At 63.9% G+C, this 22,233-nt stretch carries 23 protein-coding genes; 16 read left to right on the plus strand and 7 right to left on the minus strand.

Going from position 1 to position 22,233, the window contains the following annotated elements:
* Window positions 1-12: 12 nt before the first annotated feature.
* The 5 genes from QM693_RS09240 (at window position 13) to QM693_RS09260 (ending at window position 4,279) form a co-directional block, all read left to right on the plus strand.
* The gene (locus tag QM693_RS09240; protein WP_283352099.1) at window positions 13-1,362 is read left to right on the plus strand and encodes an MFS transporter; all 1,350 of its coding nucleotides are present in this window, start codon (window positions 13-15) and stop codon (window positions 1,360-1,362) included.
* A gap of 169 nt (window positions 1,363-1,531) precedes the next feature.
* Window positions 1,532-1,684, plus strand: a complete 153-nt coding sequence (locus QM693_RS09245) for a DUF1059 domain-containing protein (RefSeq protein ID WP_411194608.1) — start codon at window positions 1,532-1,534, stop codon at window positions 1,682-1,684.
* Between the two features lie 105 nt (window positions 1,685-1,789).
* The gene (locus QM693_RS09250) at window positions 1,790-2,671 is read left to right on the plus strand and encodes an SDR family NAD(P)-dependent oxidoreductase (protein WP_283352100.1); all 882 of its coding nucleotides are present in this window, start codon (window positions 1,790-1,792) and stop codon (window positions 2,669-2,671) included.
* 5 nt (window positions 2,672-2,676) lie between these two features.
* Window positions 2,677-2,904: a ferredoxin gene (locus QM693_RS09255; RefSeq protein WP_283352101.1), complete on the plus strand. Its 228-nt coding sequence runs from the start codon at window positions 2,677-2,679 to the stop codon at window positions 2,902-2,904.
* A gap of 175 nt (window positions 2,905-3,079) precedes the next feature.
* Window positions 3,080-4,279, plus strand: coding sequence for a cytochrome P450 (locus QM693_RS09260; protein WP_283352182.1), 1,200 nt, complete (start codon window positions 3,080-3,082; stop codon window positions 4,277-4,279).
* A gap of 96 nt (window positions 4,280-4,375) precedes the next feature.
* On the opposite strand, the gene QM693_RS09265 is transcribed toward QM693_RS09260, so the two are convergent.
* On the minus strand, window positions 4,376-5,545 hold the full coding sequence (locus QM693_RS09265) for an aromatic ring-hydroxylating oxygenase subunit alpha (protein WP_283352183.1): 1,170 nt from the start codon (window positions 5,543-5,545) through the stop codon (window positions 4,376-4,378).
* A gap of 170 nt (window positions 5,546-5,715) precedes the next feature.
* Between QM693_RS09265 and QM693_RS09270 the strand changes: the two genes are divergently transcribed.
* From QM693_RS09270 to QM693_RS09280, 3 genes are all read left to right on the plus strand, one after another.
* Entirely contained in the window at window positions 5,716-6,702 is a 987-nt protein-coding gene (locus QM693_RS09270) for a GNAT family N-acetyltransferase (protein ID WP_283352102.1), read from the plus strand.
* A 178-nt stretch (window positions 6,703-6,880) separates the two neighbouring features.
* On the plus strand, window positions 6,881-7,705 hold the full coding sequence (locus tag QM693_RS09275) for a mycofactocin-coupled SDR family oxidoreductase (protein ID WP_283352103.1): 825 nt from the start codon (window positions 6,881-6,883) through the stop codon (window positions 7,703-7,705).
* Between the two features lie 19 nt (window positions 7,706-7,724).
* Window positions 7,725-9,224, plus strand: coding sequence for an aldehyde dehydrogenase (locus QM693_RS09280; RefSeq protein WP_283352104.1), 1,500 nt, complete (start codon window positions 7,725-7,727; stop codon window positions 9,222-9,224).
* An 85-nt stretch (window positions 9,225-9,309) separates the two neighbouring features.
* Here QM693_RS09280 and QM693_RS09285 read toward each other — a convergent pair whose 3' ends face one another.
* The 3 genes from QM693_RS09285 to QM693_RS09295 all read right to left on the minus strand — a co-directional run bounded on the left by QM693_RS09285 (window position 9,310) and on the right by QM693_RS09295 (window position 11,749).
* On the minus strand, window positions 9,310-9,981 hold the full coding sequence (locus QM693_RS09285) for a TetR family transcriptional regulator (RefSeq protein ID WP_283352105.1): 672 nt from the start codon (window positions 9,979-9,981) through the stop codon (window positions 9,310-9,312).
* An 85-nt stretch (window positions 9,982-10,066) separates the two neighbouring features.
* Window positions 10,067-10,930: an alpha/beta fold hydrolase gene (locus tag QM693_RS09290; protein WP_283352106.1), complete on the minus strand. Its 864-nt coding sequence runs from the start codon at window positions 10,928-10,930 to the stop codon at window positions 10,067-10,069.
* Window positions 10,931-10,957: 27 nt separating this feature from the next.
* Window positions 10,958-11,749: an SDR family NAD(P)-dependent oxidoreductase gene (locus tag QM693_RS09295; RefSeq protein ID WP_283352107.1), complete on the minus strand. Its 792-nt coding sequence runs from the start codon at window positions 11,747-11,749 to the stop codon at window positions 10,958-10,960.
* Window positions 11,750-11,856: 107 nt separating this feature from the next.
* On the opposite strand from QM693_RS09295, the gene QM693_RS09300 reads away from it, so the two are divergent.
* The 8 genes from QM693_RS09300 to QM693_RS09335 all read left to right on the plus strand — a co-directional run bounded on the left by QM693_RS09300 (window position 11,857) and on the right by QM693_RS09335 (window position 19,572).
* Window positions 11,857-12,819, plus strand: coding sequence for a PDR/VanB family oxidoreductase (locus QM693_RS09300; protein WP_283352108.1), 963 nt, complete (start codon window positions 11,857-11,859; stop codon window positions 12,817-12,819).
* Window positions 12,820-12,843: 24 nt separating this feature from the next.
* Window positions 12,844-14,277, plus strand: coding sequence for an MFS transporter (locus tag QM693_RS09305; RefSeq protein WP_283352109.1), 1,434 nt, complete (start codon window positions 12,844-12,846; stop codon window positions 14,275-14,277).
* Between the two features lie 193 nt (window positions 14,278-14,470).
* Window positions 14,471-15,988: a class I adenylate-forming enzyme family protein gene (locus tag QM693_RS09310; protein WP_283352110.1), complete on the plus strand. Its 1,518-nt coding sequence runs from the start codon at window positions 14,471-14,473 to the stop codon at window positions 15,986-15,988.
* A gap of 35 nt (window positions 15,989-16,023) precedes the next feature.
* Window positions 16,024-16,866 carry an enoyl-CoA hydratase-related protein gene (locus tag QM693_RS09315; RefSeq protein ID WP_283352111.1) on the plus strand — a complete coding sequence of 281 codons (843 nt, stop codon included), beginning with the start codon at window positions 16,024-16,026 and terminating at the stop codon, window positions 16,864-16,866.
* Between the two features lie 483 nt (window positions 16,867-17,349).
* Window positions 17,350-18,249, plus strand: a complete 900-nt coding sequence (locus tag QM693_RS09320) for an alpha/beta fold hydrolase (protein WP_283352112.1) — start codon at window positions 17,350-17,352, stop codon at window positions 18,247-18,249.
* Window positions 18,250-18,488: 239 nt separating this feature from the next.
* Window positions 18,489-18,647, plus strand: coding sequence for a hypothetical protein (locus QM693_RS09325; RefSeq protein WP_283352113.1), 159 nt, complete (start codon window positions 18,489-18,491; stop codon window positions 18,645-18,647).
* 93 nt (window positions 18,648-18,740) lie between these two features.
* Window positions 18,741-19,259, plus strand: coding sequence for a hypothetical protein (locus QM693_RS09330; RefSeq protein WP_283352114.1), 519 nt, complete (start codon window positions 18,741-18,743; stop codon window positions 19,257-19,259).
* A 64-nt stretch (window positions 19,260-19,323) separates the two neighbouring features.
* Window positions 19,324-19,572, plus strand: a complete 249-nt coding sequence (locus tag QM693_RS09335; RefSeq protein ID WP_283352115.1) for an NIPSNAP family protein — start codon at window positions 19,324-19,326, stop codon at window positions 19,570-19,572.
* A gap of 21 nt (window positions 19,573-19,593) precedes the next feature.
* On the opposite strand, the gene zigA is transcribed toward QM693_RS09335, so the two are convergent.
* The 3 genes from zigA to nthA all read right to left on the minus strand — a co-directional run bounded on the left by zigA (window position 19,594) and on the right by nthA (window position 22,208).
* Window positions 19,594-20,820, minus strand: coding sequence for a zinc metallochaperone GTPase ZigA (zigA, locus tag QM693_RS09340; RefSeq protein ID WP_283352116.1), 1,227 nt, complete (start codon window positions 20,818-20,820; stop codon window positions 19,594-19,596).
* A 99-nt stretch (window positions 20,821-20,919) separates the two neighbouring features.
* Window positions 20,920-21,558, minus strand: a complete 639-nt coding sequence (nthB, locus tag QM693_RS09345) for a nitrile hydratase subunit beta (RefSeq protein ID WP_283333954.1) — start codon at window positions 21,556-21,558, stop codon at window positions 20,920-20,922.
* A gap of 26 nt (window positions 21,559-21,584) precedes the next feature.
* A complete protein-coding gene (nthA, locus tag QM693_RS09350) occupies window positions 21,585-22,208 on the minus strand; it encodes a nitrile hydratase subunit alpha (protein WP_283352117.1) in 624 nt (207 codons plus the stop codon).
* Between the last annotated feature and the right edge of the window lie 25 nt (window positions 22,209-22,233).

Below are 22,233 nucleotides of genomic sequence, written 5' to 3' on the forward strand. Positions count from 1 at the left end.
AGGAACCCCAACATGTCGCAGATTTCTGTCCCGGGGAAGGAAAGAGCCGTCTCGGGTGCCCGATCCGTGGTCCTCACCTGCTTGGCCATCACGATCCTCGACGGTGTCGACCTCATCATGTTCGGCGCGGTCCTGCCGACGTTGCTCGAACTGGAACAGTGGGGGATCACCACTGCATCGGCGGGGTTGATCGGCAGCCTGTCCCTGTTCGGAATGATGGCCGGAGCAATGCTTGCCGGCTACATCACAGATCGCATCGGGCGACGACCCGTGGTACTTGCATGCATCGTCAGCTTCAGCGTGTTCACCGGGTTGTGCGCCATTGCGCCGAACCTGGAAATGTTCGGCCTGTTCAGGCTGCTGGCAGGGCTCGGCTTCGGCGGAGCACTCCCCACCTTGATCGCGCTCACCCAGGAATACGTCAAGGTCGACCGGCGACAGTTCTACAACGGTGTGATCCAGACCGGCTTTCCCATCGGCGGGTGCGTCGTCGCGATTGCCGCCATTTTCATGATCCCTGCGTTCGGCTGGAAATCGATGTTCGCAGTGGGCGGCCTTCTGGGTGTCGTGTTGTTTGTCATCGCGTACCGAAACCTGCCCGAATCGATTGCCTTCCTCGCAAGCAAGGGTCGGCACGACGAGGCCCGGGAACTGGCACAGCACTATTCCATCGATGCCGGCGCCGAATCCGGTATGGCACTGGATAAGTCGACGAGTGGGAGTACCGGCTCGTCGTCGGGACTGAGGCTCCTGTTCGCCCCCGGCTACAGGATTGCGACGGTCATGTTCCCGCTCATCACCTTCTTCGGTCTTCTCGTCTCGTACGGCATGAACACCTGGATTCCTCAGATGCTGAGGTCCTCCGGCTATGATCTCGGGTCTGCATTGACATTCCTGCTCGCCTTCAACATCGGCAGCGGATTCGGCATGGTGGTCATCACCGGTCTTGCGGATCGGCTGGGATCACGTCCCGTCATTTCCGTGAGCTTCGTCTTCGGGGCGCTCGCAGTGTCCGCCCTGACTCTGCAGCCGGCACAGGCGCTCGTGTTCGGACTGGTTCTCCTGATCGGCTTCTGTGCCTCGTCGACGACGGGCGTCTACGGATTCGTCGGAGTCTTCTACCCGGCGGCCGCGCGTGGCACGGCACTCGGGCTGGCAGTGGGTCTCGGCCGGCTCGGCGGTGTCTGCGGTCCCGTACTCACCGGAATGATCATGAGCTCTGCACTCGGAGCCGACTGGGCCTTCTACGCCTTTGCGTTCGCCGGAGTGGCTGCCGCAGTGCTGGTGTCGTTGGTTCCGCGGAAGAACAAGACCGTGTCCGAGACTGACGTGTCTGTAGAGAAGGCCGCGGAGCCTGCCTGATCACCATGTGTCCGATGCGATCGAGCCGACGCGGGGGTTGAAAAACCTATGTGCATTAGTTAATGTGATGTGACGTCGACCACGTTCGTCGACGCGCTACCGAACTTCCCGTTCGCCGACGTGCGGAACGTATCGCGACCGCGCGGGAAGCGCAGAAAGGCTGACCGGCATGAGAATGAAGACAAGGCTGAGCTGTCCGTGTGGCGCCGCGATCACCGGCAGTGACGACGACGACCTGGTCGTGAAAACCCAGGAGCATTTGAGCGAGTCGCATCCGGGCATGGAGTACTCGCGCGACGAGATTCTGTTCATCGCGTATTAGCACCGCTGCACTCGCGACACAGAGCTGTTCGGTGCCACCTCTGTCATCCCGCTGTCCTATGACAGCTTCCATTCATCCGACACATTCCCGAACACAGGAGACTTCATGAAACTCGAAGGTAAGGTCGCGCTCATCACCGGTGCCGGTTCCGGGCTGGGACGCGAGGCATCGCAGTTGTTCGCCGCGGAGGGCGCGAAGGTCGCCGTGGTCGATATCGATCCGGAGCGCGCCAAGGGCACGGTCGAGCTGGTCGAAAAGCAGGGTGGTTCGGCGATCGCGGTCACCGCGGATGTGCGAGTCGAGCAGCAGGTGATCGAGGCCGTGGCGGCCACCATGGCCGCGTTCGGCAAGCTCGACATTGCATGGGCCAATGCAGGCGTCATCTCGCGTGGTGGTGTGCCGTCCGTCGCCGGTGGCGAGCAGGTCGAGTTCCAGGATCTGACGGACGCGGATTGGCAGGACGTCATCGGGGTCAACCTCTCTGGCGTGTTCTACACCGCGAAGGCTGCAGTGCCGGCGCTGCGGGCCAACGGTGGTGGTGTCATCCTTGCGACGTCGTCGGCGGCGTCGTTCGCGGCGTATCACAGCATCGCGGCGTACTCTGCGACGAAAGCCGGTGTGAACGGTATGGTTCGGGCCCTGAGTCTGGATCTCGGCAAGTATGGAATCCGCGTCAACGCGATCGCCCCGACACACGGAATGTCGCCGAACTTTCTCGCCCCTGCGGGTACACCGGTCGTCGGTCAGTCCTATGAGGAAGTGGCGGGTCCGTGGGAGCCGAGCGTGTCGCCGATTCCGCTCAAGCTCAATCGTCCGCCGTCACTGAAGGACAATGCTCGGGCAGCGCTGTTCCTGGTCTCGGATGAGTCCGCATACATCTCGGGTGTCACGCTGCCGACGACCGATGGCGGCACGTTGTCTCGTGTGGCCATGATGTTCCCAGAAGACGGGAACAACCCTCCGCCGATGGTCACCGGCGAAGAGTAACGATCATGACTGCCCACGACACGAGAACGGAATACGGTACGCGCCGCCTGGTCGTGGATCGGTCGGTGTGCGCGGGACACGGCCTGTGTTACAGCCGATCCCCCGAGGTCGTCGACTGTGACGATTCCGGGTATCCGGTGATCCTTCAGGACGCACTCGCGCTCGACGAGCACATCGCGGCGGCCGAGGAGGCCGTCGCGGTGTGCCCGGAACGAGCGTTGACTCTCGGATAATCCTGTCGGAACGCATCTGCTACCAAGGCTGACGGCATGACCGACAGATCCTCGATATCTTCCGTGCCATCCGAACGGCGCGTCGATAGCTCACGAACAACGTGGACGCTCGACGCGCCGAGCGGCTTTCGAAGGGTGTTCTGCCTTGACAATTCACGACATCGCAACGGATCTGATGGTCGATTTCGACGTCTACGACCCGGCTCTTGCCGCGCCGGTCGACGTCTTCCAGGCGAAGGCCGCCGAACTCCGCGCCCGCGGTCCGATCCTCTATTCGCCGCACTACGGTGGGCACTGGATTGTCACGCGTTACGACGACATCTTCCGCATTCTGCGTGATGCCGAGACTTTCTCCAGCTATCCGAACAATCTTGTCGACGCCGGCCAGGGCAAGTTCATTCCCGTCGAGATCGATCCGCCTGAGCACACGCAGTACCGGCAGGCACTCCAGCCCTTGTTCGGTCCGGCGCGGATGAAGGAGCTCGAGCCGAAGATCCGCGAGATCATCAACGAACTGATCGACGGCTTCGCGTGCTCGGGCCGATGTGAATTCGTCGCCGAGTTCGCGCACGCGCTGCCGACCCGTGTCTTCCTCACCTTGATGGGCTGGCCACTCGACGACGCCGAACGCTTCACTGAATGGACGGACATTGCGCTCCAGGGAATTCCGGGCGCCGACGAGGAGGGGTCCGCTCGCGCTCGGGCGGAGGCGGCTACGAACGTGTTCGAGTATTTCGGTGCGTTCGTGGATAGGGTGCGTTCGGGTCAGGAAGATGGCGACAGCGTCACCGCGCAGATCATCAACACACCGATCCGGATGGATGGAGTCGAGCGGTACCTGACGGACGAGGAACTGCGTCGCATGTTCTTCCTGCTACTCATCGCGGGACTGCACACCGTGCAGGGTTCACTCGGCTGGGCCATGGTCCATCTGGCGAACAATCCGGCGCAACGCAACGCCCTGATCGAGGACACGAGTCTGGTGCCGGATGCAGTGGAAGAGATCCTTCGTATCGAGGCCGCGGTCAGCATGGGTCGTCGGGCTACGCGCGATGTCGAGATCGCCGGTGTGAAGGTCGAGGCCGGTGACCAGCTGCTGTTACTGCTCTGTTCGGCGAACCGCGACAATACCGAGTTCGACGATCCGGATGCTTTCGTGATCGACCGAGGTTCGAACAGGCACCTGTCGTTCGGAGCGGGCCCACATCGGTGCCTGGGGTCGCACTTGGCGCGACTCGAACTGACACTGGCGATGGAGGAGATTCACCGCAGGCTCCCCGATTATGCGTTGGTCGAGAGTGATCCACCGTTGATGCACGGCACGTCGGTGCGTGGCTGTGTGCGTCTGCCGCTCACGTTCACTTCGGAACTCTGAGTTGAGATGAGGAAGGGGACCCGATCGTGATCGGGTCCCCTTCGTGATGTGAGCGGAAACCGGTGTCCGTAGTTCCGCGAGTGTGAAGCCCAGGTATCAGCTCTCGTTGACGAGTTCCTGAATTGCGCGGCGGAAGACCTGGTTGGCGACTTCGTTGCGACCGAGGAGCATGTTGCCGGCGCTGGCGCTGTCCATGGCAACCTGTGAATCTCGCAAGATCGGGAAGTCCTCGTTGTGGAGCACGGCTACCAGGATCTCGACGTTCTTGTCCCAGATCCGGTTCCAGCGTTCCTCCGTCAAGCCGCTCTCTTCGAGCGTGGGCGCGACCAGACGAATCTCCATGTGGCAGCGCTGTGGATCACTGCGGTGAGGGCGGAAGGTGAGCAGCTGGAAATGGTCCGGTTGTTTGAGCAACGTACTGTTGGGCCCCACCAGGTGGCTTTCCGTGATGTGCTCGGCGAGACTGCGATCGCCGGGGTCCTCCTCGATCCATCGGTCGATGGTCTTGCGGAGATTGAGGAACCGGCAGTGGTTTCCGAAGTCCTCGAAGGCCATGACATTGGTGTGGATGTGCTTCGCGGCGGTGTTGGGGTGCGCGTACTGGATGTGGTACCCGTCGAGGAACGCGTCCTGCATCAACTTCCAGTTGATCGGCTCGTCGAAGCGTTGAACCCGAGTGGTCACCATCTTGTCCATGCCGTAGGACCCCATGATCGAGTCCATCTCGGGCCCGAGCCAGTCGGCGACATCGATGGTTGCGGCGGCGTCGTCGACCACCCAGACGAACCCGTGCCGCTCTTCGGTGGGTAGTTGGACGAGGTTGCGTTCGGAGCGGTCGGCATCACCGAACGTGTTGTCGCGGGTGATGGTGCGCAGGCTGCCGTCGGTATCGTAGGACCAGCGGTGGTACGGGCAGGAGAACAGGCGGCAGCGACCCTTCTCTTCCTTCTCGACCATGGCCCCGCGATGACGGCACTGGTTCACGAGGGTTTTGACGCTGCCATCGCGCTGGCGGACGATGATGACGTTGTTTCGCGGCAACTGCAGGGTGACGAAATCTCCTGCGCGAGGGATCTCGGAGCCGTGGATGATGATCGACGGAACTCGGCCGAATACACGCTCTCGTTCGATCTTGGCGATGTCCGGATCTGTGAACTCGACGGGTTCGAACCACGTGACGTGCTCGAACTCGTCGGTGGTGTCGTTGCGCAGATGGTCGAGCGCGCGACGGATGCGTTCCTCGCGTGGGATTCCGACCTCTGTCATGGCTGCCCTCCAGGCTGTGGTGCGATGGCGAATCGATGACCCTAAATCTAACTTATGTAGATTTAGCTGTAAACCCCGGGTTGCGTTCTCGGGTAGTTTTCGACCATTGCGATCCAATACCGACTGGCATTAGATTTATGGGAACGAACCGGCAGATGAGGAGCGAACGAATGATCTCGTATCAGTGGTGTTCGGAACTGGATTCCGGCGATCGGGACGAGGTACTGGCACTTGTCGCGGCGGCCGCCGAATACGACGACGAGGCGGGATTCTCCTCGATCAATCCCGGCGATGTGACCTCGACGAGCCGTAACGGTGTGCGGGTCTACCACCTTCCGATCGCAGCGCGCAGAGATCTGAGTGCTCGCGACGATGCTCCACTCGTGGTGGTGGCGTACCTGCATCTACAGGTCGACGACGGGGGGCTGGGTACCGCGCAGTTCGTGGTTCACCCCGACTATCGGTCGCGAGGTATCGCAACGATGCTCGTCGAGGAGATCGGTCTGGACACGACCGTGGACGGTGGCTGGGAAGGCACTGGCGCTGCGGCCCTGCGCTGCTGGGCGTACGGCACTCACCCCGCGTCCGAGCGTCTCACGCGCCGGTTCGGCGTCGCGCCGGTGAGCAGGTTGTGGACGCTGTTCCGTCACTTGTCTGGGCCGTTCGCGAGCCCGCTCGACGACGTCTCGGTTCCCGAGGGCATCACACTCGCCGAAGCGCGCCCACTCGAAGATCCGATGGCGTCGAAGTCGATCGAGGAAGTGCTGGATGCGGCCGCGCTGGTGCCGGCGCAGCGGGAACGCCTCGCCGACGAGATTCGTCTCGGGGCCGGCACCGTAGTCGTCGCAACAGGTTCTTCGGGAGCATCTCTCGGATTCGCCTGGTTCGACTCGGCGCTGTCCACGCACCTCGAACTCGACGCCGCGTCGGTCCGGGCGCTGGTGCTCACCGAGGCCGCGAGGCGGGAAGGCTTGGGCACCACGCTGCTCGTGGTGGCGCTCGGGGCGCTGCGTGACGCGGGAGCGCAGATCGCCCTCATTCGTATCGACCCGGACGATGCAGGCGCGGTGCGTATGTGCCGGCTGCTGTCGTTCGAGCAGGAGGAAGAGCACTCGTGCTACCAGGTCGGGGAGTGGGCCGAAGTACCCAGCTTTTGAATGGTTGCCGGTGATACGAAAAACGATTCTTGTTCGGTGTTGACCTAAAGGTTGTAGGCAACTACGGTCTGTGTTGTGGCTCACAGTTGGTGTGCCGATTTCGATTCGATCATCCGATCATCGCGCACGTTGCCTCTGTGCACCACTAGGCGGAACCTACACTCGGAGAGGACTATCCATGGGACGGCTCGATGGCAAGGTCGCATTCATCACCGGCGCGGCGCGCGGTCAGGGCAGGTCGCATGCCGTCCGGCTCGCGGAGGAAGGTGCGTCCATCATCGCGATGGACATCTGCGACCAGATTCCGACCGTGTTCTACCCGCTGGCGACCTCAGACGATCTCGCAGAAACCGAACGCCTCGTGAAGGAGGCCGGAGGCGCCATCGTTGCGTTGGTTGGAGACGTCCGCAACCTCGAAGACGTCCAAGCTGCGTACGACGCGGGTATCGCACAGTTCGGCAAGGTGGACATCGTACTGCCGAACGCCGGCATCATGCCCGTCATCGGACCGGGCGAGCAGCGGCAGGCCTGGCACGACGCGATCGACACCATGCTCACAGGTGTGTGGCACGTGCTCGACGTGACCGTGCCGAATCTCGTCGAACGGGGTGAGGGTGGCTCGATCATTATCACCAGCTCGGCCGCCGGCCTGACGAGCATCGGTCTCAACACCTTGCCTGGCCAAGCCGGGTACAGCGCGGCCAAGCACGGTGTCGTCGGCCTCATGCGGCTGTATGCGAAACAACTCGCGCCCCACAGCATCCGGGTCAACACCGTGCATCCGACAGGCGTGAACACTCCGATGGTCGCGAACGCCGAGTACGGCGAGTTCGTCAACGCCCACCCAGAGGTCGCCGCCGACGAGTCGTACAAGAACCCGATGCCCGTCGAGCTGATCGAGGCAGTCGACATCAGCAACGCGATCGTGTACCTCGCTTCCGACGAGGCCCGCTACGTCACCGGAGTCACATTCCCCGTCGATGCCGGCTACAACATCCGTTGAAAGCGAAGGAGCTTCACTGATGACCACCACCGAAACCGCAACCGGTACGACGACCCCGTCGATCGCCGATCGCGAACAAATCTTCATCGGCGGCCGTTGGGTCGACTCGACCGGTGACGAATGGGTCGATGTCGTCGACTCGTTCACCGAAGAGAAGGTCGCACGCGTCCGCACCGCCACCGTCGAAGACGTCACCAAGGCGGTTGCCGCTGCGCGTGAGTCGTTCGACACGGGTGAATGGGCGTCGCGCACCATAGCCGAGCGCGCCGACGTTCTCGATGCCATCGCGGACCGTCTCGAGCAGCGCGTGGACGAACTGACGCCGATCGGCGTCATCGAGGTCGGGGTGCCGGTCAGCGTCAGCCGCCCGACCCAGCAGATGACCGGCGGCCTGTTCCGGGCCGTTGCCGCGGTAGCCCGCGAGTTCGAGGTCGGCGAAGAGCGATCCCGGGCCGACGGCGGCATTTCACGCATCATCAAGGAACCGACGGGTGTGGTCGCCGCGATCATCCCCTGGAACGGGCCGATCGGCACGATCGCGTTCAAGCTCGCGCCGGCGCTCGCCGCGGGCTGCTCGGTCGTGCTCAAGACCGCACCCGAGGCGCCGATCTCACCGTCGGTTTTCGCGGACATCATTGCCGAGCTGGTCGCGGAAGGTCGCATCCCCGAGGGTGTAGTGAGTGTGCTGTGTGCCGACCGCGAGGTGTCGGAGTCCCTCGTGACCAACCCGGACGTCGACCACGTCACGTTCACCGGCAGCACCGCCGCGGGCCGGCGCATCATGTCCCTGGCCGGCGAGCGCATCGCACGCGTGTCGCTCGAACTCGGTGGCAAGTCCGCGGCGATCATCCTCGACGACGCAGACATCAACCACGTGCTGCAGACGCTGCCCATGGGTGGCTGCATGCAATCCGGTCAGGCCTGCATCGCGCTGACCCGCGTGCTCGTCTCACACAAACGTCACGACGAGGTGGTCGAGGCACTGAAGGCTGCGTACGGATCTCTGCCGATGGGCAATCCGTGGGAGCCGACCAACTTCCTCGGCCCGCTCGCCTCCAAGCGTCAGCAGGACCGCGTGCTCGGCTACATCGACATCGCGAAGGAAGACGGCGCGAAGGTTGTGCTCGGTGGTGGCCGCCCCGAAGGCCTCGATACGGGCTTCTTCGTCGCAGCCACCCTGATCGACGACGTGCAGCCGGATTCACGTATCGCGCAGGAGGAGGTCTTCGGGCCGGTCATCTCGGTGATCACCTACGAGGACGAGGAAGACGCAATCGCGATCGCCAACAACTCGGTGTACGGACTGTCGGGCGCCGTCTACACCGAGGATCTCGACCACGGTTTCGAGGTCGCACGGCGCATCCGTACCGGGACCATCAGCGTCAACACCGCGACGATGGACTTCACCCTGCCATTCGGTGGTTACAAGCAGTCGGGCGTCGGGCGGGAAGGCGGCATCGAAGGTCTCGAAGAGTTCTTCGAGACCAAGACCGTCCACCTGCCTGCTCCTTCCCAGTAGGTCTGCAGAACGCGGTGCCCCACGGATTCGATCCGTGGGGCACCGGTGCGTCGTGGGCGGTTCGCGCGGGGAACGGCGGACTCGCTCAGTTGGCCGACAGCTTGACATTGCCGGAGGGCGCGGCTTCCGTGATCGCGATGTTCTCGTTGCGCACCACGCCGTGCAGGAAGCTGCGAATCATTTCTTCGAACAACTGCCGGGAGGTCATCTCGTTTGCGCCGAGTGCTTTGGACAGCAGGGGCTGCGACTCCGGGTCGACGTTCGGGAAGATCGTGGACTTGGTGCTCGGCTTGCGCATCGCCTCGGTGAGCACCGCGCCGAGCGTCAGGCGCTCCATACCGTCGAGAATCTGGACGTGCAGGTGCGCGGGCACTCCGGACTCCTCGAGAAACCGGGCGGTGTCCTCGTAGGTGCCGATCAGCAGGTCACGGGGCAGATATTGCAGCAGGATCGGCGCGGCGTTGCGGTGTTTGAGGATCGACCGGCGAAGGTTCATGCTCAGCGTCACGAAGAATTCGGGCCAGTCCGGGCCGGGCTTGCGTCGCGGTAGGTTTCCGGCGCCGGCGATCTGTCGAGCGACCGCTTCGAGAATCTCCGATTTGTCGGAGAAATGATGGTAGAGCGAGGGTGCACGCACTCCGATGTGTTTAGCCAGGCGTGGCAGGCTGAACGCATCGAGTCCCTCGGAGTCGATGATCTCGATGGACGCTGCCACGGCGGCTGCGCGACTGATCAGAGGTTTCGACGGTCGGGCCATATCTCGCTTTCGGTTCGAGCAGTACGCCGAGCCTGGTCGGCACGGCAGATGGTCAGAATGGTATATGTTCCCGTCGGTAAGGTGGTCATACGGTGAGAACCGCCTCGTCGAGGAACTCCACCAAGCCTCGACTCGAGACGTCGTTGTCGTCGCCGCCCACCATGTGCCCCGCGCCGCCCACATCGATATAGCGCGACCCCGGAATCAGCTCCAGGAGTTCGCGCGCTCCTTCCGGACTGACCACATCGGACTGGGCGCCACGGATGAGTAACGTCGGGACTCTGATCGCCCGCGCCGCGGCGCGGGCACGAATTTCGCGCGCGGCCGTCGCGTCCGCCGAATTCGTCCTATCCGACAGCATTCGCGGATCCCAATGCCAGTACCAACGACCGTCGTGCTCACGCAGGTTCTTGCGCAAACCCTCCACCCGCGGCGCGCGACTCCGGTGCGGGTTGTATTCGATCACTGCTCCGAGCGCGTCCTCGAGGCTGTCGAAGCCGGACAAACCGGCTTGCATGAATTCGGTGATCTTGGCGAGACCCTCCGGTTCGGCCTTCGGGGTGATGTCCACCAGGACCAGCGCCCGGGCAATACCTGGTTCGTCGCCTGATGCGACAAGTGAGGCCATGCCGCCCATGGACGCTCCGACGAGCACCGGGGGTTCACCGAGGTCGGCGACGACTGCGCGAATGTCGCGGGCGTGCGCGTCGGGGCTGTAGTCGCCGTCGGTCGACCACTGGCTGTCGCCGTGGCCGCGTGCGTCGATGCAATACGCGCGACAACTCTGCTGGGCCAGCCGTATTCCGGTGCGCTGCCACGAGTGCCTGGTTTGGCCGCCGCCGTGGAGCAGCAGGACCGTGCCTTTCGGTTCCCGCCGGGGTTCCCACAGGTCGGCAACCAGTGAAACGCCGTCGCCGCGGAGGGTGGTCACCTTGGTGGAGTACGTCATGGTTGCATGGTCCTTCCTCGTCGGGAATCAGTGTCCGGAAGTGCCGCCGTCGACGGCGAGCGTCGAGCCGGTGATGTAGCCCGAGGCGCGACTGGCGAGGAACACCACGGCTCCGTCGATCTCGCGCTGTGTAGCGGTGCGGCCGAGAGAACTGCCGCGCAGGAACTCGTCGAGCGTATCCGACGACATCTCGGAGATCAGGTCGGTCTCCACGAATCCTGGCGCGATCGCATTGACGCGGATTCCCTTTCGCTTCGACCACTGATGCGACAGGTCGCGGGTCAGGCCGATCATTCCCGCTTTACTGGCCGCGTATGCAGCTTGGGGAAGTGCCGATTTTATGAGGCCGAGCATGCTCGCGACATTGACGATGGTCGAGCCCGGGCCCATCACGCGTCCACACGCTTGCGCTACCCAATAGCTGCCCATCAGGTTCACGTCGAGGACTGCGCGGAAGTCCTCGGGGCGCTCGCGTGTCGCAGGCGCGGAGCTGGTGACTCCGGCGTTGTTGATCAGGATGTCGAGGCGGCCGAACTCGGCGACAGCGGCCTGGGCAAGCGCGTCGCACTGCTCGGGCACAGTGACGTCGGTAGGTACGACCAGGCAGCGGCGACCGGTGGCCTCTACTGTCACCGCGACGGCTTCGAGGTTTTCGCGCCGGCGTGCGGCGATCACCACGTCGGCACCTGCCTCGGCGAGCGCGCGGGCGAATCCGGCGCCCAGGCCGCTGCCGGCGCCGGTCACGACAGCGACGGATCCGTCGAGTCTGAACAGGTCGAGGACCGTGTCACTCTGGTCCGGCGATGAGTGTGGGGTCATGGCGATCTCCTGTGTGCGTCGTGGATATCGGTGGCCAGGCTTGCGTCCCGTAAACCTAACTGCTTAAGATTATAGGGCAGGTGAAGTCTATGGGAACGAGAGCGCCGATGACCAGAAGCACCAACACCGAACAACGCAAAATGCGAGTGATCGGCAAAGACGTGCTTGCTCACGGGGTCATGGCAGTTCGACTCGCGGATCCCGATGGCGGCGCTGTCCCGACATGGGAGCCCGGAGCGCATATCGACGTGATCATCGACAGGTCGACGGTTCGGCAATACTCCCTGTGTGGCGACGCATCCGACACCACCTCCTTGGCGATCGCGGTGCTCCGCGAAGCGGACGGCCGCGGTGGATCGCGCTGGGTGCACGACTCGCTGCAAGTCGGAGACCTGGTCGCGATCGCAGGTCCGCGCAACAATTTCACCCTCGAACCCGCGCAGTCCTACCTTTTCGTCGCGGGCGGTATCGGCATTACGCCCCTGTTGCCGATGCTCCGTTCGGCCGAAGTTGCCGGCGCCGACTGGCGCCTGCTGTACGGCGGCCGAACACGCACCAGCATGGCTTTTGCCGACGAGCTGGTCGCTCGGTACCCCGGCCGAATCGAGCTGCGACCCCAGGACGAATGCGGAATCCTCGACCTTCCCGCTGCCCTCGTCGCCGTCCCCGACGGCACCGGGGTGTACTGCTGCGGACCGGAGCCGCTCCTGCAGGCGATCGAAAACGAATGCCTCGCGCATCCGAACGTGAGACTGTACGTCGAGCGGTTCGCTGCCAAGGAGCGGCCGGCCGATGCGGTCGACGGATCGTTCGAGGCCGAACTCCGGCGCGCGGGCAGGACCATCACCGTCGATGCGAAGGAAAGCGTGCTCGACGCCGTACTCCGGTCCGGTGTCGACGCCCCCTTCTCGTGCCGTGAGGGTACGTGCGGGACGTGCGAAACCCGCGTCCTGGAGGGCGTTCCCGAACATCGCGACTCGATCCTCACGGAAGACGAACAGGCCGAGAACGACTGCATGATGATCTGTGTATCACGAAGCTGCACAGCAAAACTCGTGCTCGATCTCTGACCGGCACCGCAGCGAGGAGATGCCGTGACCCAGGCGCCCGATACGGCCCATCTCGCCGCCCAAGAGACGGCACGTGGATCGGCGGTGCTGGTCCCGGCGCTCTGCTTCATCGTGATGATCACGTCGATGATGCAGACCGCCGTGGTACCGCTCCTGCCGGCAATCGCGGTGCAGCTCGACGTGGGCACGGATGCTGTCGGTTGGACAGTGACAGCGAATCTCCTTGCAGCCGCCGTGTGTACACCACTGTTGGGTCACCTCGCCGATCGACATGGTCCACGGAGGGTGATGCTCGCCGTGCTGGGCGCGGTACTGATCGGCTCGGTGCTGTGTGTCGCGTGGAACGGGTTGCCGTCACTCATCGCCGGTCGAGTTCTGCAGGGAGTGTCGTACGCGTTGTTCCCCGTCGGTGTGGCGGTAGTGCGAGGCGCACTGGGGGCGCACCGTGTTCCGATGGCGCTCGGCGTCATGTCTGGGGCATTGAGTGTCGGCGGCGGTGTGGGAATGATCGCGGCCGGACTCCTGTACACCGAAGGGGCCGACTATCGACGTGTCTTCTGGATGCTGTTGGTACTCACAGTGTTAGCAATGGTCGTCGGGTGGCGCGTTATTCCGCATACCCCGGGGTCGGGACCGCGCGACGGGTTCGACTTCTGGGGTATGGTCGGGCTCGCGTTCGGCCTGCCGGGGCTGCTGTTGGCGTTGGCGCAAGGTGGGACGTGGGGATGGCTGTCGCTGCGGACACTCGGTTGCGCTGTCACCGGTGCGCTGGTGCTTGCCGCCTGGTACCGGCACGAACGGAGGACCACTTCACCGCTAATTGCTCCGGCGCTTCTGACGGCGCGGTTGGTGGCTCCGGCACATGTCGCGGCTTTCCTGGTGGGTGTCGCGATGTTCGTGCAGTTCCTGGCCATCGCAACGTTCGTGCAGATCTCCCGACAGGAAGCGGGATACGGGTTCGATGCGTCGGTACTCGAGACCAGTCTGGTGTACCTGCTACCCGGACAGATTGCCGGTACGGCTGCGGCAGCCCTCAGTGGACTCGTAGTCCGACGGTTCCCCGCCCACAAGGTACTCACCGCAGCCTGCGCCGTCGGTGTGTGCGGATTCGTGATGCTGATACTTGCTCACGACTACACGTGGCAGGTGATTACGGCGGTTGCGGTGATCAATGTCTTCGTCATAGTCGCCTACGGTGCGCTGCCGTCGATGCTCATCGGCAGCAGTCCTCCGGGAAGCACAGGGGCGGTGAACGGCATCAACGCGATCGCCCGGACATTCGGAAGTTCACTGGCCAGTGCCTTCGTTGCGGTGTTGCTCGCGACCATCACGATCCCGGGCACCTCGACGCCCACAGAACAGGCGTACATCGTGGTGTTCGCGGTCGGGGGAGCGGCCGCGTGCGCGGCGGGGCTCGTTGCTGTAACAGCGCACCGTTTTGCAAAATACAAGACTTGATTGACGTCTCAAATTGGACCATATAGCGTGGGTCGCACGGCGTACGAGCCAGGCTTCCCTGGTCCGATCCGCGCTGAAAACATCTGTCGACAAATGCGATTCGGCCCGCGCTCTGTGTCAGGCACCCCACATGCCCGGTAGGACCCCGGTAGAACGACATCGCACATGTGCGACTCACGAAAGGTAAGGACGAATGGCTGCCACCGTCGGCTCGGCATTACATTGGTGGGCGAAGACCAAGGGAGAGCAGGACGCGCTCGTCGTGGCGGGTGAATCCCTCACATACCGCGAACTCCAGGACTGGTCCAGTCGAATCGCCCGGAAGATCGTGGACCTCGAAATCCAACCGGGTCAACGAGTCGGCGTGCTAGGCCCGAATTCGCTGACGTGGCCGGTGATCGCTCTGGGCGTCCTCAAGGCCGGCGGTGTACTGATCCCGCTCAACCCACGGTTCAAGCCGGCGGAGCTCCGCAAGGTTGTCGACGACGCCGGTGCCGTCCTGGTCGTCATGCCGAACGAGTTCGCGCAGACGGTCGACGCGGCCCGTGAACTGGGTCGCACCTTCGACACGCTCTCGTTCGACGAGCTCGCGCCGCTACGCGCGGGAGGACAGGACGACTTCCGCATCGATCTCGAACCCGACGAACCGACCGCCCTCCTCTTCACTAGTGGCTCCACCGGGATGTCCAAGGGTGTGATCTGCACGAACCGGACGCTGCTCAATATCGCCTTCGAGGCGTCACTCACCGAAGAAGGCTTCCGGCCCGGGTCCACATCACTGCTGGTGTTGCCATTGGTATTCACCCCCGGCCTGGTATGGGGGCTGGTCATGACAACGGTGCTCGGCGGAAAGCTGATCATCGAGAAGGAGTTCGATCCGGGCCGCGCGGCCAAACTTCTCGGTGAACACGATGTCCAGGCCATCTTCGGTGTGCCGTTGATCTTCGAGGCGATCTCGCGTTCACCCGAGTTCGCGGACGCCGACCTGTCGTCGCTGCGCACCGCGATCGTCGGCGGCGCCGCGGTCGCTCCGGCACTGTTGCAGCACTGGGCGGACAAGGGCGTCGCACTGCGACAGATCTATGGCATGACCGAGGCCGGCGGTGTCGCCACCGCCACCCTCGTCGCCGAAGCCTTCGACCACCCCGACACGTGTGGATCCGGCTCGATCTTCACCGAAGTGAAGGTGGTGCGTCCAGACGGTACCGATGCCGCTCCCGGTGAAGAGGGCGAAATCCTCCTGCGCGGTCCGGGCGTCACCCCCGGGTACTGGAACGACGCCGAGTCGACCGCGGCCGCCTTGCAGAACAACTGGCTGCACAGCGGCGACCTCGGCACCCTCGACGACGAAGGACGCGTCAAGTTCGTCGACCGGCTCAAAGACCTCATCATCACCGGAGGAATCAATATCTCGCCGGTCGAAATCGAGCGGGTCATCTCCGAGATTCCCGGTGTCGAGGAAGTCGCTGTCATCGCAGCCGCTGACGAGCGCTTCGGCGAAACCCCGGCGGCGATCGTCACGGTGAAGGATGGCGTCGATGCAGCGGCAATCATCGAACACTGCGACCGGCTCGTGGCCGACTACAAGGTTCCGCGCTACGTGGTGATCCGGGACGAGCCGCTGCCGCGGCTCCCCAGCGGCAAGCTCTCGAAGACTGCCATCCGGTCCGAATACCGGGACGTGGCAGAACGATTCGACAAGGTCCGCTGAGCCGAAACCGGCGGGGAACTCAGGAAGGAGTCAGCGTGCCGGAGACCGGTAGCGACGATGCACTAATACTCGAGCGGCACGGGGAGATCGCGGTTGTGCGATTGAACCGTCCCGACCAGCTCAATGCGTTCACCAACGCGATGTGCTATCGGCTCATCGAAATCTTCGACGAGACCGACGCAGACGACGAGGTCCGTGCGGTAGTCATCACCGGAACGGGACGGGCCTTCTGTGCGGGAGCCGATCTCGCAGCCGGCGGCGACACCTTCGTGCTGGATGACGACCCGGAGACCGGAGGCGCACCGGCCGACACGGGCGGGCAGGTCTCGCTGAGAATCTACCGTTCCCTCAAGCCGGTAATCGCCGCGATCAACGGACCGGCCGCGGGTGTCGGCGTCACCATGACCCTGCCGGCCGACATTCGCATCGCGTCGGAAACCGCGAAGTTCGGGTTCGTGTTCACGCGTCGCGGACTGGTCCCCGAGGCTTGCTCGACCTGGTTCCTTCCGCGGGCCGTCGGTATCTCGACGGCCGTCGAGTGGACAGTGGGCGGCAAGATGGTCTCGGCAGTCGAAGCGCTCGAACGAGGACTCGTCCGTGAACTCGTACCCGCCGATCAAGTGCTCGAGCGGGCACTCGACATCGCGCGGGAACTCGTCTCCGGCACCTCACCGGTGTCGGCAGCTCTGACCCGACAGCTGATGTGGCGGATGCTTGGTGCGTCCGACCCCGAGGTAGCGCACAGGGCCGAGTCGATCGGCATCTACGTCCGCGGCACCGCGGACGACGTGCGTGAAGGTGTCGACGCATTTCTCGAGAAGCGCGAGCCGAAGTTCCCGAACCGGGTTACGGATGGATTGCCCAACCTGTTCGAGTAGTGCATCGGTAATCATCAGCCCTCCGGGATTCGACACTGTCCCTCGGCGTATCGCACGATCCGTTCAGTGATCTCGTCGGGGCTGCCGGCGAAGACCATGCCCCCGTGTGGTGGCGGCTCCACGGGCGCAGCCGCCGCCACCGGATGGGTGGGGGCACCGGTGCCACTTCCTTCCGACGCATGGTCACCTCCACACGATCGTCTGTGTACAGAATCGAAAAGTGGGGACGTCCCCTTTGCCTCATCGGGACATCACGGCAGGAGGGTGAATTCGCGGTGAGCACCGCATCGGGGAGCGCGAGATTGATCTGGCGAGTCGACCCATCGACCGGGGTCGGCCAAACTCAGAGACACCGACGCAGTCGGCTGAACCAGGTTCAACCTGTCTTGATACAACATGCAACGAGTGGGCGGTGAATCATTGTTCACCCCGTAGTGCAACATGATAAAGAATGCTCGGTTCGATAATGTTGGTGAGGAACCCATGGATCCCGTAGTCACACAGTCCGAACTCCGCGGTGCCGGTGTCACGCTCGCTGCCGACCGGTGGGATCCGCCGTCCCAGGACGCCGGCGGATCGGGTGTCGACAGGAAAGGCTCGGTGCTGTTGCTGCACGGCGGCGGGCAGACGCGGCATTCCTGGCGAAACACCGGCCGCAGCCTGGCGGCGGACGGCTGGTCCGCCATCGCCGTGGACGCACGCGGGCATGGGGACAGTCAGTGGGCGCCGGACGGGGACTACGGCATCGATGCACTGGTTGCCGACCTGACGTCGGTCGTTTCGGAGTTGGGGGAGAAGCCGGTACTCGTCGGTGCCTCGATGGGCGGGATGACGTCGCTGATCGGGCAGGGGGAGAACCCGGATCTCGCTCGCGGTCTGGTCTTGGTCGATATCGCACCGAAGGTCGAGACCAGCGGCACCGCGGAGATCATGGCGTTCATGCGCAGTGGCCTCGAGGGTTTTGCGAGCCTCGACGAGGCTGCGGCGGCGATCGCGGCGTATACCCCGAACCGGGTGCGTAAGCCCAACCCGGACGGGTTGCGTAAGAACCTGCGTCTGCGTGATGGCCGCTGGTTCTGGCATTGGGATCCGGCGTTCCTGCGCCAGGGCGACGAACCGACTCGTCAGGCGGATTCGATCGTGCGCTACGAACGCGCACGGAAGGCCGCGGCCGCGGTCACGGTTCCCACGATGCTGGTGCGTGGCAAGGAGTCGAAAGTGGTCAGCGAGGAAGGCGCCAAGGAGCTGCTCGAGCTGATTCCGTCCGCGAAGCTGATCGACGTGACCGGGGCCGGGCATATGGTCGCCGGCGACGACAACGATGTCTTCAGTGGCGGATTGACGGGATTTCTCGACGAAGACGTTATCGCAGCGCGTTACTGATGCGGTTGAGGCTCGGTTGCAGCGGCGACCGGATTCGGCGCCGAAACCGGTCGCCGTCCGACCGATCCGTCCGTAGGCGATCAGATTGGGTTGTTATCGTCAATACTGCACTGTCAGAACAGTTTTCGAATCCGACGAGCGACGCGATCGCCGCCGCTCAGGGTGCGAGGGGCGTGGGCGGCTGAACTGCAACCCAGGGCTTCCCGCACGGTCTCGGCGGCGCCGACGACGTCATTGCGATGCCGCTGCAGTGCTCGACCCAATGGGACGGTCTCGGGCACATCTTCGACCACGGACGGGCCTGGAACGGGCGCCGGGCAGGGCAGGTCGTCACCTCGCAGGGCGATCAGGTCACCGGCGCCGTCGGCGCCCCGGTCAACCCGATTGCGATCAAGTGAGCACGACCATGCAACAGGGCAGGTTGGCCGGGAAGGTCGCGGTGCTCACCGGCACCGCCTGCGCAAGGCCGGGAGGCGGCGTTGCGTTTCGTCATGGCCCACGAAGTCGACCTCGTGTTCCTCCCGATCAAACATGCCTGGAAGTACCTGGCGCAGTCGGCGAATGCGTCTGTGATCCTGGTCGGATCCACGGCCGGGGTGACCGGTTCGGTCACCAACACCCGGCTCGCGCACACCGCCTCCAAGGGTGCGGTGGTCGCGATGACGAAACAGCTCGCGGCGGAGGGCTGCCCCGGCAGCGGCGAAGCACTGCGCCTGCAGGGACTCACAGCGCATATCGCCACCGAGGAATGGGCCGCCGCTTGTGTGGACTATCTCGAGACGATCGACACCCTCGATGCCGACCGAATCGGTCTCGTCGGCTGGTCTCTCGGCGGCTACTACGCACCGCGGGCGGCCGCGTTCGCGAAGGCGTGGGGTGCCAACCACGACTGGGGCAAGGTACAGCGTCGTCGCGTCGACCGTGAGGGCGAACACCCGGTGCCGCACTACTGGGAACATGTGATGTGGGTATGGGGCCATGACGACCTGGCCACCGTCGCCGGTAGCTGAGACACAATCTGGTCGGGGGCCATTTGGGTTGACGGCCTAATGGCCCGCCGTGAAAGGACGCAGCATGTTCGAACTGAAGACCTACACCCTGCGCACCGCCGAAACACTCGACCAGCACGCGAACGTTCACTGGCCCCGGCATATCAGCAGCCTCGGCAAGCACGGGATCACCACCCATGGAATCTGGACAGAACACAGCGACGATTCGCACCGGCTGATCGCGCTCGTCTCCTACCGGCCCGACGCCGACATCGAGCAGGTCACCCGCGACTTCATTACCAGTCCTATGGGGATTCGCGAGGTGGTTGCGTAGGAACTCGAGGTGGTGTCGGGGTCAGGCGGTGTGTGTTTGGGCAACGGTGCTGGTGACCTGGTCGGTATGGCCGTCGCCGAGTGGGTCGGGCCATGTTGTCCAGGTGTCGGGGCCGAGTTCGATCTCGGCGGTGGTCAGCAGACACGCGTCGAGTTGGTGGCGCAGTGCGTCGGGGTCGATTCCCTGGCCGATGAAGACCAGCTCTTGCCGGCAGTCACCAACTGGTTCTTCCCATTTGCCGAGAATCCCCGCGCGGCGGTAGTCGTCCTCAGGCCAGTAGGTTTCGGGCAGGAACTTCCACCAGCGTCCGACGTAGCCGTGTCGGATCAGGTGGCCGGCCTGGGAGATGCTGCCGATTTCGGTGAATCGGCTTGCGTTCCAGTAATAGCCTTTGGCACGCAGAAGACGACCGTTGGTCCATTCGCTGGTGAGGAACTGGTGCAGCCGCCCGGGGTGGAAGGGGGCGCGTTCACGGTAGACGAGGGAACTGATTCCGTATTCCTCCGTCTCGGGGGTGTGTTCGCCCTGTAGTTCTTGGAGCCAGCCGGGTGCCTGGGCGGCCTTCTCCAAGGAGAACAGGCCGGTGTCCAAGATGGTGTCGAGGGGGATCTGGCCGTGGGACATCGACTGTATGCGCGCAGTGGGGTTGAGTGAGCGCAGGACTGCGGTCAGTTCGGTCAGGTGCTCCGACGTGACGAGGTCGGCTTTGCTGACCAAAATGACATCCGCGAACTCGATCTGATCGACCAGCAGGTCGGAGATATCGCGTTCGTCGTCGGGTGCGTCGGTCTGGACGCGGCCGCCGGTCTGGTAGTCGTGAAGGAAGCTGTGGGCGTCGACGACGGTCACCATGGTGTCCAGGCGGGCGATATCTGCCAGAGCGTGTCCGTCGGTGTCGATGAAGGTGAACGTTTCAGCGACCGGTAGCGGCTCGGAGATGCCGGACGATTCGATCAAAAGGTAGTCGAATCGTCCATCGGCGGCCAGCGCACTGATTTCCGCGAGAAGGTCCTCGCGCAGGGTGCAGCAGATGCAGCCGTTGGTCATCTCGACGAGCTTCTCTTGTGAACGGCTCAGTGAGATCTCCCGTTCGACTTCGGCGCTGTCGATGTTGATCTCGCTCATGTCGTTGACGATGACGGCGACCCGCCGTCCCTCCCGGTTTCGCAGGACCTGGTTGAGGAGGGTGGTTTTACCTGCACCCAGAAATCCTGACAGCACGGTGACAGGAAGTCGTGTGTCGGCCATTGTTCGGAGTCCTTCCGACGGTCGGGGAGATCCCGGCTAGGGAGGGCGTGGGCGGGAACGCGAACCCGCCCACGCCGTTGGTGACAGTGCGGCAGCGGGTCAGGCTGCCGGTTCGAGGTACCCCTCGAACAGGTCGACTACGACGCTGCCGGCGTCGGTGTCGTCTCCGAACAGGTCCTCGGCCGCGAACGTGACGTGGTAGGTCGGTTCCTCCCCGGCGTCAGCGCGGCCGTGGCCGATGGCGTCGGGGAACGGCCATTTCTCGCCGGTGCGGTGGGTGACGGTCCCGACCCTGCCGCGGCAGTAGGCGGGCATCCGGATATGACCGGGAACGTACTCGTCGCGGACCCGGACACGCTGCCCGACCTCGAAGGTGGTGGTGTCGGCGCGGGCAGGACGTCCCTCCGACTCGGCCGGCCGGGACAGGGGGAACGGGCCCCCGGCGAGGACTTCGAGCTCGTCGTGGGTGAGGATTCCCTTCTCGACCATGAGGGTGGCAACGCCGATGACGTACCTCTCGTAATAGGGCGTCATCATGTAGTGGCGCGGTTCCATCCGTTCGACGACGTGGCGGACCTCGTCGACACTGAATGCCCCCAGATCCGCCGCTCCGAGGAAGAGCAGGCTGTAGGGCAGGTGTTCCCACTCGGCGTGGAAGGTGGGGCCGATGTCGGCGTCGACGGTGTGGGGCACCTTGCCGAATCCTTGAACACCGGCGAGATCGTGTACTCCATCCATGGGTCTATCTCCTTCGGTTCGGTGGTTCAGTTGGCCGGGACGTGCGGGACAGCGACCCCAATGAGGCAGTCCTTGGTCACGATCTGTTGCAGTTGCTCTCGGCTCCAGCCTTCGGTGCCGGCCGGCCGCTGGGGGAGCACGATGTAGCGGGTCTCGGCTGTGGTGTCGTACACGCGGATCTCGGCATTCTCCGGGATGTCGGTGCCCATCTCCGACAGCACTTTTCGAGGTTCACGGACGACGCGGGCGCGGTACTCGAAGCTCTTGTACCAGGTCGGCGGCAACCCGAGGATGGGCCACGCGGTGCACGAGCACAGGGAGCATACGATGACGTTCTTGAGGGTGGGGGTGTCTTCGAGCGCCACGATGTATTCGCCCTGCGGTCCCAGATAGCCGTACTGGTCCACGGCCGCGGTGCCGTCGGTGAGGAGCAGGTCGCGGAATTCCGGGTCGGTCCAGGCTCGCGCAACGAGTTCGGCGCCGCGTTTCGGGCTGAAGTCCTCCTCGAAGGTCTTCTTCCACCCTTCGGTGTAACCCTCCGGGACGAGACCCTTTCCGTCGAGCGCACGGAACAGGGCCCACGCGCGATCCGACGCCGGCGCTTGAGCTGGTGCCGCGTTGTCTGGTGTGTGTTCGATCGTTGCCGACATTGTTTCCACTTTCTGTAGGGGCTGA

Origin of the sequence: Rhodococcus sp. IEGM 1305, assembly GCF_030058635.1 — a bacterium.
GTDB lineage: Bacteria > Actinomycetota > Actinomycetes > Mycobacteriales > Mycobacteriaceae > Rhodococcus_F > Rhodococcus_F opacus_D.